This window comes from Flavobacterium hibernum, from assembly GCF_000832125.1.
Taxonomy (GTDB): domain Bacteria; phylum Bacteroidota; class Bacteroidia; order Flavobacteriales; family Flavobacteriaceae; genus Flavobacterium; species Flavobacterium hibernum.
Genome location: NZ_JPRK01000008.1, coordinates 135,774 through 149,784 on the forward strand (window position 1 = coordinate 135,774; position 14,011 = coordinate 149,784).

Sequence of the window (14,011 nt, forward strand, 5' to 3'; positions counted from 1 at the left end):
TTTATTAACTATTACGCTTTAAAACATAAAATCATAAAAAAAGGTTCAACTTTACTAAAAAGCTGAACCTTAAATTGAAAAAAATATATTCTAGTTTTTACGTTTTAAAATGTCTTTGAAACCTTATCAATAGCATTAATTGTAAAATCTAAATCTTCATAAGTTAATGCATCTGTAATAAACCAAGTTTCGTAAGCAGATGGAGCAATATAAATTCCTTCTTGCAATAAACCGTGGAAAAATTTCTTGAACGTTTCATTATCTCCTTTTGCTGCGGTTTGAAAATCTACAACCGGATTTGCATCAAAGTGAACAGAAATCATTGATCCTACTCTATTAATAGTAAAATCGACATTGTTTGCTTTTAAAACGCGATCAATTCCTGCTTCTAAGTAAGCCGTTTTTTCTTCTAAACGCGTAAAAATTTCACGGTCATTATTTAACGATTGCAACATTGCTAATCCCGCAGCCATTGCTAACGGATTTCCAGACAACGTTCCTGCTTGATAAACTGGCCCAAGCGGCGCCAAATAATTCATGATTTCTTCACGTGCAGCAAAAGCACCAACTGGTAAACCTCCACCAATTACTTTCCCGAAAGTTACAATATCAGCATTGATATTATACAATTCCTGAACTCCACCGCGAGCCAAACGAAAACCTGTCATTACCTCATCAAAAATTAATAAAATTCCGTTTGCAGTACACAATTCTCTTAAACCTTCAAGGAAACCTTTTTGAGGCGGAATACAACCCATATTTCCTGCAACAGCTTCGATAATAATGGCTGCAATTTCTCCTTTATTCGCTTCGATTAAAGTTTTTACATTTTCTAAATCATTGTACTTTGCCAACAAAGTATCTTTTGCAGTTCCCTCCGTAACTCCAGGACTATTTGGAGAACCAAATGTTACAGCTCCACTTCCAGCCTGAATCAAAAATGAATCAGAATGTCCGTGGTAACAACCTGCAAATTTTATAATTTTATCTCTTTTTGTAAATCCACGAGCCAAACGAATCGCGCTCATACAAGCTTCTGTACCAGAATTTACAAATCTAATTTTATCAATATTTGGAACCATCGAAACCGCCAAAGCAGCAATTTCAGTTTCCAGTTCAGTTGGCATTCCAAATGAAGTTCCCAACTTTGCTTTTTCGATTACAGCATCAACAACAGGTTGGTAAGCGTGACCCAAAACCATTGGTCCCCAAGAGTTGATATAATCTATCAATTTATTTCCGTCCTCATCATACAAATAAGCACCTTTGGCACTTTTTACAAAAATTGGAGTTCCTCCTACTGCTTTAAAGGCTCTTACTGGCGAATTTACTCCTCCCGGAATTACTTTTTCTGCTTCAGCAAAAAGCTGACTACTTCTTTTATATAACATTTTTATATTTTAGATTTCTTGATAATTGTTAATAGTCAATTATCAATTGATAATTATTTCACTTTCAATCGCTGCCCAATAGAAATTGCATTATCTGAAAGATTATTTTTTTGTTTTAAGTCATCGACCAATAAGTTGAATTTTTTTGATATCGAATATAGAGTATCTCCTTTTTGAACCTCGTATAAATTTGGATCGTTCGAATTCGAATTTGCAATGCTTCTGCTTGGAGTTGATGTACTTCTATTTGGAGTCGAAGTACTTTTTGTTGCTGCCGATTTCTCAAAAGGTTTATAGTTTCTTCCTGTAATCAGACAATCGTATTGATGCAAATTATAACGTTCGATATAACTTATTAATTTATCAGGATAATTTGGATCTGTAGCATATCCGCATGCTCTCAATCCTTTTGCCCAAGCTTTATAATCGTCTTTTTCGTAAGTAAATAAACTTGCGTATCTATTTTTTCCAACCAAAAACAAAGCATGATCACGATAAGATTCTGAAGCCTCTGAATATTTTCTAAAACATTCCTGTTCCGAGTCATCGTCATGACGTACACTTTCGCCCAGCCAATCTTTATGACACTTAATTCCAAAATGATTATTAGCCGTCATAGCCAAATCTCCTTTTCCTGCACCAGATTCTAAAATTCCCTGTGCCAAAATTATACTAGCCGGAATGCCGTATTTTTGCATATTGCCCATTGCAATATCCTTAAACTGTAAAATGTAATTATTGATTAAATCGCTGTTTACAACTGTTTTTGAAGTAGATTGAATAACCTCAGTTGTATTATTTGTAGAAGGGTAATTTTTAGCTATTGGCTTAATTGGAGCCTGTTTTTTAGTAGTTGCGACTCTTGTTCTCTGAATCTCTGCTGCCCTTTTTGTCGTCGCAATTGCAGGTTTACTAGAAGAACAACTTACTAAAGTTGCCAAAATTATGAATGTAAATATTTTTTTAACCATTGCTTTTGAGTATTGGTAATTTTTTCTGCTTCAATTTCATATTCATCCCTTCAATTCCTTGTAATCCGCCGGTATGAATGAGTAATATTTTTGAATGCTCAGGAAAATAGTTTTTATGTATTAAATCTATAACGCCAAAAACCATCTTTCCTGTATAAATTGGATCTAAAGGCACTTTTGTTTCTTCAAAAAAACTATTGATAAATTCAATTAATTCTAAATTTATCTTGCCATAACCTCCAAAATGATAGTCAGATATTAAATTCCAGTTGTCTTTCTTTGCAAAAATACAAATTTCATCGTTTAAAAAGTCACCTTTTAGCGCAGGAAACCCTAAAATTTTCTGATTTGGCAAGGCGCTATTAATTAATCCGGAGATTGTTCCGCCAGTTCCAACCGCACAGCAAACATAATTATAGATAGAATCTTCTTCAGTCAAAATCTCTTCGCAGCCTTTTACCGCCAACTCATTTGTACCGCCTTCAGGAACCAAATAAAAATCGCCAAACTTATCTTTGAGCTTTTCCAAAAATGAAATTTCACTTTTAAGTCGGTATTCCTCCCTCGATACAAATTCAAATTGCATTCCGTTTTCCTGAGCAAATTTTAAAGTTGGATTCTCTTCAATTTTAGCTCTTAATTCATCACCACGAATAATACCAATCGTTTTAAAACCTTGCTCTTTTCCAGCATACGCCACCGCAGCAATATGGTTCGAAAATGCACCTCCAAAAGTCAATAAAGTTTCTTTATTTTCGGCTTTCGCCTGAAGTAAATTATACTTTAACTTCCTGAATTTATTGCCCGAAACAAACGAATGAATTAAATCTTCGCGTTTTATGGTTAATGAAATATCATTTGGAAAAGTGATATAAATTTCTTGATTCAAAGTCTATTATTGTTTTAATGTTAAGTACTTAAAAAAGCCTAAAAAAGAGCGGTTTTTTAAATAATTTAAATCTGTTTCATTAGCATAAGCTTCTCTTTCAAAACTAATATTTCGATAGGCCAAAGCTGCATTTTTGTATTGCACAAGACGTAGTAAATACTCTAAAAAATACCAAATAAAAAAAGGCAGAATCAACAGTTCCAATTGCTGTCTTAAATGTATTTTTTCGTGATTTATAAAAATCTGATTTTCTCTATCAAAATCGTATTTCATCAATACAAAGGGAAACACAGTCATTCCTCGATATCCTTTAGGAATTAAATATTTAGCAACAATCAGAAACATTGGCTGTAAAATTTATAAATTTGTAGATAAAAAATGTTCGATTTCATTAAAATCATAATAAATTTGATTCTAATAAAAGAAAAACGCTAACTCTAAGCAGATTTATGAAAGAGCAAAGTAATGAAAATAAATTAATCGAAGGCGAAGATTTTTACTATACGCCCGAAGGTTATAAATGCTTTACTGAAAAACACCACCTAAAACGTGGATATTGTTGCAAAAGCGGCTGCCGTCATTGTCCGTACGGATTTGATAAAAACACAGGTCAAATTAGAAAAAAATCTAATTAGAGAATGTGTCAATTTGATAATGAGATAATTTTAAAAAATAGATCAACAATCTAAAATCTAAAATCACCAATCTAAAATATTATATGGATATTCTCTTGCGAAAATTTAGGATTACCATCCACAAATCCTATCATAGGTCGGATATCCGTTATCCCTAGTTTTTTTAATTAGAAAATGTGACAATTTGAAAATGAGATAATTCGAATAAATTCCAAATTCCAATTGCATCAATTAACCGTTAGTCACATTTAAGTCCTAGCAGGACAAAATAATTTTAAAAAACAAAAAATTAATCTGTTGTTAATCTAACTAAAATACCTTAGCGTCTTAGATTCTTAGCAACTTAGCATCTCTTAAAAAAAAATGACTTTTCAAGAACAAATAAAACAAGGAATTCCATCTATATTACCTCCAAAGGCAACTTACGATTTGGCAATTAACCACGCGCCAAAACGAAAAGAAATACTTTCGGCAGAAGAAAAAAAACTCGCTTTAAAAAATGCATTACGCTATTTTGAACCAAAACATCATGCGGAATTAATTCAGGAATTCTCTGAAGAATTAGAAAAATATGGTCGTATATATATGTATCGTTTACGTCCGGATTACAGAATGTATGCGCGTCCAATTGACGAGTATCCAGGAAAATCAATACAAGCAAAAGCCATTATGCATATGATTCAGAACAATCTGGATTATGCTGTGGCGCAACATCCGCATGAATTAATTACATATGGTGGTAACGGAGCTGTTTTTCAAAACTGGGCTCAATATTTATTAACGATGCAATACTTGTCTGAAATGACAGACGAGCAAACTTTAACAATGTACTCAGGACATCCAATGGGATTATTCCCTTCTCATGCTGAAGCACCAAGAGTTGTAGTTACCAACGGAATGGTTATCCCAAATTATTCTAAACCGGACGATTGGGAAAAAATGAACGCCTTGGGTGTTTCGCAATACGGACAAATGACGGCAGGAAGTTATATGTACATTGGACCTCAAGGAATTGTACACGGAACTACGATTACAGTTTTAAATGGTTTTAGAAAAATAAAACTAAATCCCGAAGGTAATGTATTCGTAACTTCAGGACTTGGCGGAATGTCTGGCGCACAACCAAAAGCCGGAAATATTGCAGGCTGTATTACTGTTTGTGCCGAAGTAAATCCTAAGATTACTAAAATTCGTCACGAACAAGGATGGATTAACGAGATTGTAACTTCTACTGAAGAATTGGTAAAAAGAGTCACTTTGGCGAAAGCCAATAAAGAAGTGGTTTCTATTGCTTATTTAGGAAATGTAGTTGATGTTTGGGAATGTTTCGATCAGGAAAATATCAAAATTGATTTAGGTTCTGACCAAACTTCGCTTCATAATCCTTGGGCTGGAGGATATTATCCTGTTGGAATTTCGTTTGAAGAGGCTAATGAAATGATGGCCAACAATCCTGAGTTATTCAAAGAAAAAGTACAAGAATCTTTACGCCGACAAGCGAAAGCAATAAACAAACATACCGCAAAAGGAACGTACTTTTTTGATTACGGAAATGCCTTTTTACTAGAAGCTTCTCGTGCTGGTGCAGATGTAATGGCAGAGAATAATATCGATTTTAAATATCCGAGTTATGTTCAGGATATTATGGGACCAATGTGTTTTGATTATGGTTTTGGACCTTTTAGATGGGTTTGTACTTCAGGAAAACCCGAAGATTTACAAAAAACAGATACCATTGCAAGTCATGTTTTAGAAGAATTGGCAAAAACTTCTCCAAATGAAATTCAGCAACAAATGCAGGATAACATTAAATGGATTAAAGGCGCGCAGGAAAATAAATTGGTGGTTGGTTCTCAAGCCAGAATTCTTTATGCTGATGCCGAGGGAAGAATTAAAATAGCAGAAGCTTTTAATCAAGCGATTGCCAAAAGCGAAATTGGAACTGTTGTTTTGGGGCGCGATCATCATGATGTTTCTGGAACTGATTCTCCTTACAGAGAAACTTCAAACATCTACGACGGATCACGATTTACGGCCGATATGGCGATTCAAAACGTGATTGGAGATAGTTTTAGAGGAGCAACCTGGGTTTCTATACATAATGGTGGCGGAGTTGGCTGGGGAGAGGTTATAAATGGTGGCTTTGGTATGGTTCTTGATGGTTCTAAAGAGGCTTCAAAACGTTTAGCATCAATGCTTTTCTGGGATGTTAACAACGGAATTTCAAGACGAAGCTGGGCTCGAAACGACGAAGCTATTTTTGCCATAAAAAGAGCGATGGAAGTTCAGCCATTATTAAAAGTAACTTTACCTAATATAGTAGACGAAAAGCTATTTTAGATAAAGATTTTCACCTTGAGCGAAGTCGAAAGGCTTACCAAGAAAAAAAAGAACATTAAAATTTTAAACATATGAAAACATTCAAATTAGTACCCGTTTTTTTGCTTTTGATACTAGCCTCTTGCAGCACTGTTAGTGTTTACTCTGATTACGATAAAAACGTAGATTTTGCTCCTTATAAAACCTATGCTTTTTTTAAGCCTGGAATTGACAAGGTCGAAATTTCTGATTTGGATAAAAGACGTATTCTACGTGCTATAGATGAGCAAATGCAAGCCAAAGGTTTAACCAAAAGCGACAATCCTGATTTATTAATTAACATTTTTACTAAAGCAAGAGAGCAAGTTAATGTAAACCAGTTTAGCGCCGGATGGGGTTACGGTTGGGGTTGGGGATGGAATCCTTACATGATGTACGGAGGAAACCAAACTACCGTTTCTACTTCTACAGAAGGAACTTTATTCATTGATTTTATTGATGCCAAAAAGAAAGAAATGATCTGGCAAGGTGAAGGTGTACGAACCTTAACCAAAAACGTAGATAAAAAAGATGCAAAAGTTGCCGAGTTTGTTGCTAAAATTTTAGCACAATATCCTCCGGTAAAAAAATAATTAATACATTTGCGATTCAATTATCTAAAATGAAAAACTTAAATATCATTATTATCTCTATTAATATTATTGCTATTCAGCAATAATAGTGAGGTATTATATAAATAAGTAAACAAAATACAATTTATTAAACCTCCCAAATCGGGAGGTTTTTTATTTTAATTATTTTGCCACAGATTTCACGGATTCTCACAGATTAAAAATTCTTATAATCTTTTTAATCTGTGGCAAGAAACAACAACATAAAATTATGAATCTATTTAACGAAGTACTTGCTGCCAAAAAGCAACTGGAAAATGTAGTTGCCGCTACTCCACTCACACAAAATCTCAACCTTTCGGATGAATTTAAATCTACAATTTTATTAAAAAGAGAAGATTTACAAATTGTACGATCGTATAAAATTAGAGGTGCTTACAACAAAATTTCTTCGCTAAATGATACCGAAAAAGCAATTGGAATTGTTTGCGCCAGCGCGGGAAACCATGCACAAGGCGTAGCATACTCTTGTAATCTGTTAAAGATAAACGGCAAAATTTACATGCCTAAAACCACTCCAAAACAAAAAGTAAAACAGGTACAACTATTTGGGAAATCATTTGTTGAGATCGTTCTTACGGGCGATACTTTTGATGATGCTTATGCATCGGCAACTGCAGATGCAATCCAAAACTATAAAATATTTATTCATCCTTTTGACGATGAAAAAGTAATTGCAGGTCAGGGAACTGTTGGCTTAGAAATTCTTGAAAGCTTTAAAGAACCTATCGATTATGTTTTTGTTCCAATTGGCGGCGGCGGATTAGCTTCTGGTTTATCTGAAGTTTTTAAACATTTGAGTCCAAATACCAAAATCATTGGAGTTGAACCAAAAGGTGCTCCATCCATGAAAACTTCTATTGAAGAAAACAAAAATACAGCCTTAAAAACAATAGACAAATTTGTTGATGGCGCTGCCGTAAAACAAGTTGGCGACCTCACTTTTGAAATCTGTCGTAATAATCTGGATGATATTATCCTCGTTCCCGAAGGCAAAGTATGCACTACCATTTTACGTTTGTATAATGAAGAAGCAATGGTTGTAGAACCTGCCGGAGCATTAACAATTGCAGCACTGGATTTTTATAAAGACAAAATTAAAGGCAAAAATGTAGTTTGCGTTGTAAGCGGAAGCAACAATGATATTGAAAGAACTGCCGAAATAAAAGAACGTTCATTACTTTATGAAGGTTTAATGCATTATTTTATGATTCAGTTTCCGCAACGTCCCGGAGCTTTAAAAGAATTTGTAAACAATATTTTAGGACCTGACGATGACATCACTTATTTTCAGTTTGCCAAGAAAAACAGTCGAGAAGTGGGTTCTGTAGTAGTTGGATTAGAATTAAAAAACAAAAAAGACATTCAGGCAATTAAAATGAATATGACCAAAAACGGTTTTGAGTTTCAATATTTAAACGACAAGCACGATCTATTTGCGCAGTTAATTGGATAAAAAAAAGTTAAATGATAATTATCAGAAAACAAAGACTCAGTTGTATTGTATTTTTGCCATCTGAATTTTATACCAAAGAAAATGGCAACTCAAGATATTTCAAGCTTAGGCGATATTAAACTTTTAGTAAATACTTTTTATGCAAAAGTGCAGGACGACGATTTGATAGGTCCAATTTTTAACCAAAAAATGTTAGGAAGATGGCCTGAACATCTCGAAAAAATGTACCGCTTTTGGCAGACTATTTTATTAGAAGAACACACTTATTCTGGAAGTCCATTTCCTCCACATAAACAACTACCAATAGATCAAGCTCATTTTGATCGCTGGATGGAAATTTTTACTTCGACTGTAGATTTTTTATTTGTTGGAAAATTAGCCGAAGAAGCAAAAGTTAGAGCGGCAAATATGGCATATATGTTCAATTATAAAATTGAATATTTTAGAAATGCTGAAAAACAATAAATTAATTCGAAAAAAGCAAAAAATATCATTTCGAATAAAACTTTTGTGATTATTATCACAAAAAAGGTAGCTTAAATTCGTAATTTTACAATCTAATCTACAACGTTTTCAAGATGAATGCAAGCATTGAAACAAATCCATTATTAGAGCGATTGCCTAAACATTTAAAGCAATTTATTAAGCCACAAGATTATAGCGATTACACGCCCATTAATCAGGCGGTTTGGCGATACGTAATGCGCAAAAATGTAGATTATTTATCAAAAGTAGCACATAGCTCGTATTTAGACGGTTTACGCAAAACTGGAATCGAGATTGATTCTATTCCAAGTATGTACGGAATGAATAGAATTCTGACTGAAATTGGCTGGGCTGCTGTTGCCGTTGACGGATTTATTCCGCCAAATGCATTTATGGAATTTCAGGCTTACAACGTTTTGGTTATTGCCTCAGATATTCGTCAATTAGAACATATAGAATATACACCAGCACCGGATATTATTCACGAAGGTGCAGGCCATGCTCCTATTATTGCAAATCCTGAATATGCTGAGTATTTGCGCCGTTTTGGTGAAATTGGTTGTAAAGCGATTTCATCTCATAAAGATTATCAAATGTACGAAGCGATTCGTTTGCTTTCGATTTTGAAAGAGGCGGAAGATACACCTCAGGAAAAAATTGATGAAGCCGAAAAAGCGGTTGCCGATTTACAAAATAATATGGGCGAATTGTCTGAAATGGCTCAGATTCGAAATCTACATTGGTGGACTGTTGAATATGGCTTGATTGGAACTGTCGAAGACCCTAAAATATACGGTGCAGGATTACTTTCGTCTATTGGTGAAAGTGCTTGGTGCATGACCGATAACGTGAAGAAAATTCCTTATGACATCTCGGCCGCGAATCAAAATTTTGATATTACGCAGTTACAACCTCAACTTTATGTTACGCCTAATTTTTCTTATTTAAGTTTGATTCTGGAAGAATTTGCCAATAAAATGGCGTTGAGAACCGGAGGTATTTCTGGAATTCAAAAACTAATTCATTCTAACGCTTTAGGGACTATTGAATTGAGTACTGGTTTACAAATCTCAGGTGTTTTTACAAATGTTGAAGAAGAGGAAGGAAAACCTGTTTACATTCAAACCACAGGAAAAACGGCTTTATCTTATCGTGAAAAAGAATTAGTTGGTCACGGAACTTTAACGCATCCACACGGATTTGGAAGCCCGATTGGGAAACTGAAAGGCTTTAATTTAGCGATTGAAGATATGAGCCCGAAAGATTTACAAGCGTATAGTATCGTCGAAAACGAAACTGTAAAATTGGAATTTGAAGGCAATATTATTGTTGAAGGTGAAATTATTACTGGTTCGAGAAACTTACACGGAGAAATTATTTTAATCAGTTTTAGAAATTGTACCGTTACTCACGGCGAAACAGTTTTGTTTGCGCCAGAATGGGGTAATTATGATATGGCAATTGGTAAAAAAGTTGTTTCTGCTTTTTCCGGTCCAGCCGATGTGAATAGCTTTGACCTTATAAATACAGTTCCAAAAACTACTACTATAAAAGCAAAACACTCAGAAGAGCGTGATGATTTAGAAGTTCTTTATCAAACAGTTCGCCTGATTAGAGAAAATAAAGATTCTAAATCTGAGCTAAAAGCTGTCTTTGAAAAACTTCAAAAAAATCATACTAACGATTGGTTGCTTTCTGTTGAAATTGCAGAACTTTTGAAAGATTCTGATGAAAAACAACTTTTACAGGAAGTATTGGTTTATCTGGATCAATTGAAAATAAAACGTCCTGAAGTGGCGCATTTAATTTCTGGAGGTTTAGATTTGATTTTTGATAAAGAGAAATGCTAAAACTATAGTTTGTCATTTCGACCGAAGAGAGAAATCACACCTAATAGACCGAGATTAAAAACTTTCTTTGTCGAGTTTCTTTTGTGATGTCTCTCTTCGGTCGAAATGACAAGTTTGCAAAAAAGCTATGACCTCTGAACCTTTGTCACTTTGAACCTTTGTTACTCTGAACCTTTGTTACTCTGAACCTCTAAACCTCAATTTACAACTTTAAATCCTGATTCAATTCTTTTTCAGATTCGATAGTTTTTCCGTTGTATTGTAGTTTCCAACCCATAGAATTGGTTAAAATTAAAATTTTAGACAATTCGCTGATTAGTCTGTTTTGCGCGTTTGTTTTAAGTGTAGAATTTTCAATCTTTTTAGCCAAATTTGCTTTTACAGATTTATTTATTTTATTGTAATCGTCTCCTGTAAACGGATTCAGTTTACTTTGTTCTACATCATAAAACTGAATATCGGGATTGATTGTAATTTCTTCTTTTGGAATATTTAAAATCGTGATTGTTTTGTTCTTCTCGTCAATATCATATTTCATTTTATGCAAATCATACGCTACGGTAACATTTGCATTAACAACCACTAGAGCTTTCTTCTCAAAAGAAACCATATCCATTAAATATTTCTGCTGATTTTTATAGGTTATAACTTCAGAGAAATGTCCTTCGGTAACTACCAATTTACCAACGTTCAAGATTTGTTGTTGAATTAAATTGGTGTTATAATCGATTGTAGAATCGTCGGCTTTTTTGAATTCGCAATATTTGAAAGCCAAAATAATGGCTAAAACAATAACTCCGATTCCTATAATTCTTTTGACTAAGTTTTGCATTCTATTAAATTGTTTAGACGAATTTACTTCTTTTTTTTATTTTTACATGGCATGAATTATTATTCTTTTGCCACGAATTTCACGAATTTTCACTAATGCTTTGTCTATAATTTATTAATGATACGAATTTAAAATTTGTGAAATTACTTATTATACACAAACTGCGAATTAGTGAAAATTCGTGAAATTCGTGGCAAAAAAACATCAAAAATTTTCTAAAAAGGATATCCAATTGCGATATTAAGTATCAGGTTTTCTTTACGCCACGGGCCGCTTCCAAAATTAATATCGTCAATTACCCATCGATCTCCTTGAGGCAAATACGGTTTTCTAAGTGGGAATGCTAAATCTGTTCGTAAAACAAAAAACGATAGATCGAAACGTAAACCTGCTCCTGCACCTACGGCAATATCCTTCATGAAATCTTTAGTAATTTCTCCGCCAGGTTTATTTGGATCGGCATTCATAAGCCAAATATTTCCCGCATCGACAAATACTGCACCACGAACAATACTAAATAATTTCGCTCTGTATTCTGTACTAAATTCAAGTTTTAAATCTCCTGATTGATCTGGCAAAAACGAATTATCTGTTTTTGTATTTAAATAACTTCCCGGTCCAATTGATCTCGCTCTAAAGGCTCGAATACTATTGGTTCCTCCAACTACAAATTGTTTTGATGTTGGCAGAGCACCAGAATTCCCGTATGGAATTCCAATTCCTAAAATGATTCTGCTCGCTAGTTCACTATTCTTAGTAAGTTTTAGGTAATGTCTAAAATCACCTCTCATTTTTACATATTGACTAAACGGAACGTCGAATATTTTTATAGTGTCATTCTTTTTGACATTTGCGCCTGTTGCCAACCCTGTTATGTTTCCTGCCAAATCTAAATCTCCACTAAAATAAAACGTATTTTTTTTACGCTTCTGCATGGTGTTCGTATACGTGAAGTTGTACGTTGGACCAAATATCAATTGTTTTTCAATTACTTTAGCCAATGATTCATCTTCTTTTATATCTGCCAAATACTCAGCCGTGACATGGTTTGGACTTACATATGTAACATCAATGACATTTAGCTGGTGCTCTTTTCTAATATTTTCTTTCCATAAATAACCAAAAGAGGTCTGAAAGGAATTCAAGGCATACAATTGTGTTCTGTTTTGGTATTCGTAACGCAATGTGGCTTTGGTTCTTGGCACATATTCACTCGAACCTTCGATACGAAATGGCGTTACAAATCTAGGCCACGTCAAACTGGTTTCTGTACCTAGTTTATATATATTTTTTCCGCTATTTGCTCCTGAAAGCTGAAAATCGGCACCACCAAAAACAGATACTGTTAGCAATTCGGCACCGCCAAATAAATTTCGGTTGTTCCAGTTTACATTAATCTCTGAACCTGTATAACTCGCTGAATTGGTTTTTCCTAAAACCTCGACACGAATAAATTTTTTCGGCAAAAGCGTCAAATAATAATAGGTATCTAAAGTATTGGGTAAACTGTCAGATAGTTTAAACTCATTTTTTACGAAACTGAAAGTTCCGAGATTTACAAATCGGTTTAAAGTTAAATTGTGATCTTTACGGTTGTAAAGATCACCTTGTTTAAAATATATGGCACGATCGAAAACTCTAGGATTAAACGTATTTGCGGTGTCAATAATTGTAAAATCTTTATATTGTACAATGTCTTCTTTTCGATATTTCACACTATCTTTTGAAAGTGTAAAATTAGGATACACAACAATTTTATTAATCTTATATGAAGTAAGTGCTTTTGGCGGCGTATCGGCTTTTATTACCAATCTAATTTTTACTTCATAATCTCCTTTAGTACTGTCCACCTGAGCTAAAATATAATCAGGATTAAAATAATAATATCCTTTTTCTTTTAGTCTGGCATCTATACGTTCGCGTTCGGCTTTAATAACATCCAAATCATAAGGTCTACCTACTTTTAATAAACTTCTTCGGCTTGATCTTCCAATAATTCTTGACATTGCCAAAGAATCGTCAGGAAAAGTCACGCTTTTAATTTTATATTGCCTCTTAGGTTCAACAGTATATTCTGCAGTTACTCTTTTATTACTAACAGTGGAATCTGAACTTACACGGGTTTTAAAATAACCTTTGTTTTCTGTAAAATTTCGCAAAACAGATGCATTATAATCTAAATCGACTTTACTAAAAAGCACTGGCGGTTCACCAACTTTAGTCCGCAACCAATATCGAATTCCTTTTTGTTTTTTGGGTTCGCCTGCAATATTGTAAAACCATAATTTAGGTCGCAATCCTAAAAATTGTTTATTGGGTAAAGGGCGCAACAAAGCGGTAAGATTTGCTTCTAATTCTTTTTTTTCTTTCTTTGTTATAATGGTATCCTTTATTGTAACAGAACCTCCTGTGTACAACAAATCGCCTTTAGGCAGGTATTTTGTATTGCTGCATCCAAAAACAAAAAATAAGGATATCGCAATAAAACATCTGATACATTTTGTTTTCATA

Annotated in this window: 12 protein-coding genes; 6 read left to right on the forward strand and 6 right to left on the reverse strand. The window is 33.9% G+C overall.

Going from position 1 to position 14,011, the window contains the following annotated elements; translation table 11 throughout:
- Positions 1-104 precede the first annotated feature (104 nt).
- The 4 genes from hemL to IW18_RS09755 are packed head-to-tail and all read right to left on the reverse strand — an operon-like array spanning position 105 to position 3,596.
- The gene (gene hemL, locus IW18_RS09740) at positions 105-1,391 is read right to left on the reverse strand and encodes a glutamate-1-semialdehyde 2,1-aminomutase (protein WP_041517395.1); all 1,287 of its coding nucleotides are present in this window, start codon (positions 1,389-1,391) and stop codon (positions 105-107) included.
- A 53-nt stretch (positions 1,392-1,444) separates the two neighbouring features.
- Positions 1,445-2,362: a glucosaminidase domain-containing protein gene (locus tag IW18_RS09745; protein WP_041517396.1), complete on the reverse strand. Its 918-nt coding sequence runs from the start codon at positions 2,360-2,362 to the stop codon at positions 1,445-1,447.
- Positions 2,355-3,251, reverse strand: a complete 897-nt coding sequence (locus tag IW18_RS09750) for a 1-aminocyclopropane-1-carboxylate deaminase/D-cysteine desulfhydrase (protein ID WP_041517397.1) — start codon at positions 3,249-3,251, stop codon at positions 2,355-2,357. The genes IW18_RS09745 and IW18_RS09750 overlap by 8 nt, the downstream gene beginning before the upstream one ends.
- A 6-nt stretch (positions 3,252-3,257) precedes the next feature.
- Positions 3,258-3,596, reverse strand: a complete 339-nt coding sequence (locus IW18_RS09755) for a hypothetical protein (protein WP_041517398.1) — start codon at positions 3,594-3,596, stop codon at positions 3,258-3,260.
- Positions 3,597-3,700: 104 nt separating this feature from the next.
- Here IW18_RS09755 and IW18_RS09760 point away from each other — a divergent pair, with 104 nt between their 5' ends.
- The 6 genes from IW18_RS09760 to IW18_RS09785 all read left to right on the forward strand — a co-directional run bounded on the left by IW18_RS09760 (position 3,701) and on the right by IW18_RS09785 (position 10,668).
- Complete coding sequence (locus IW18_RS09760; RefSeq protein WP_041517399.1) at positions 3,701-3,886, forward strand: DUF5522 domain-containing protein; 186 nt, start codon at positions 3,701-3,703, stop codon at positions 3,884-3,886.
- 363 nt (positions 3,887-4,249) lie between these two features.
- Complete coding sequence (locus tag IW18_RS09765; RefSeq protein WP_041517400.1) at positions 4,250-6,226, forward strand: urocanate hydratase; 1,977 nt, start codon at positions 4,250-4,252, stop codon at positions 6,224-6,226.
- A 71-nt stretch (positions 6,227-6,297) separates the two neighbouring features.
- A complete protein-coding gene (locus tag IW18_RS09770; protein WP_041517401.1) occupies positions 6,298-6,837 on the forward strand; it encodes a DUF4136 domain-containing protein in 540 nt (179 codons plus the stop codon).
- Positions 6,838-7,087: 250 nt separating this feature from the next.
- Entirely contained in the window at positions 7,088-8,332 is a 1,245-nt protein-coding gene (ilvA, locus tag IW18_RS09775; protein WP_041517402.1) for a threonine ammonia-lyase IlvA, read from the forward strand.
- An 81-nt stretch (positions 8,333-8,413) separates the two neighbouring features.
- A complete protein-coding gene (locus IW18_RS09780) occupies positions 8,414-8,797 on the forward strand; it encodes a group III truncated hemoglobin (RefSeq protein WP_041517403.1) in 384 nt (127 codons plus the stop codon).
- 113 nt (positions 8,798-8,910) lie between these two features.
- On the forward strand, positions 8,911-10,668 hold the full coding sequence (locus tag IW18_RS09785) for an aromatic amino acid hydroxylase (RefSeq protein WP_041517404.1): 1,758 nt from the start codon (positions 8,911-8,913) through the stop codon (positions 10,666-10,668).
- A gap of 202 nt (positions 10,669-10,870) precedes the next feature.
- Here IW18_RS09785 and IW18_RS09790 read toward each other — a convergent pair whose 3' ends face one another.
- Complete coding sequence (locus tag IW18_RS09790; protein ID WP_041517405.1) at positions 10,871-11,500, reverse strand: DUF4230 domain-containing protein; 630 nt, start codon at positions 11,498-11,500, stop codon at positions 10,871-10,873.
- Between the two features lie 215 nt (positions 11,501-11,715).
- The gene (gene tamL / locus IW18_RS09795) at positions 11,716-14,010 is read right to left on the reverse strand and encodes a translocation and assembly module lipoprotein TamL (RefSeq protein ID WP_394331626.1); all 2,295 of its coding nucleotides are present in this window, start codon (positions 14,008-14,010) and stop codon (positions 11,716-11,718) included.
- Position 14,011: the final 1 nt, after the last annotated feature.

Bases quoted from the DNA above. Each gene is read 5' to 3' on its own strand.
- hemL (WP_041517395.1), bottom strand. From the start codon at position 1,391: ATGTTATATAAAAGAAGTAGTCAGCTTTTTGCTGAAGCAGAAAAAGTA.
- IW18_RS09745 (WP_041517396.1), bottom strand. From the start codon at position 2,362: ATGGTTAAAAAAATATTTACATTCATAATTTTGGCAACTTTAGTAAGT.
- IW18_RS09755 (WP_041517398.1), bottom strand. From the start codon at position 3,596: ATGTTTCTGATTGTTGCTAAATATTTAATTCCTAAAGGATATCGAGGA.
- IW18_RS09760 (WP_041517399.1), top strand. From the start codon at position 3,701: ATGAAAGAGCAAAGTAATGAAAATAAATTAATCGAAGGCGAAGATTTT.
- IW18_RS09765 (WP_041517400.1), top strand. From the start codon at position 4,250: ATGACTTTTCAAGAACAAATAAAACAAGGAATTCCATCTATATTACCT.
- IW18_RS09770 (WP_041517401.1), top strand. From the start codon at position 6,298: ATGAAAACATTCAAATTAGTACCCGTTTTTTTGCTTTTGATACTAGCC.
- ilvA (WP_041517402.1), top strand. From the start codon at position 7,088: ATGAATCTATTTAACGAAGTACTTGCTGCCAAAAAGCAACTGGAAAAT.
- IW18_RS09780 (WP_041517403.1), top strand. From the start codon at position 8,414: ATGGCAACTCAAGATATTTCAAGCTTAGGCGATATTAAACTTTTAGTA.
- IW18_RS09785 (WP_041517404.1), top strand. From the start codon at position 8,911: ATGAATGCAAGCATTGAAACAAATCCATTATTAGAGCGATTGCCTAAA.
- IW18_RS09790 (WP_041517405.1), bottom strand. From the start codon at position 11,500: ATGCAAAACTTAGTCAAAAGAATTATAGGAATCGGAGTTATTGTTTTA.
- tamL (WP_394331626.1), bottom strand. From the start codon at position 14,010: ATGAAAACAAAATGTATCAGATGTTTTATTGCGATATCCTTATTTTTT.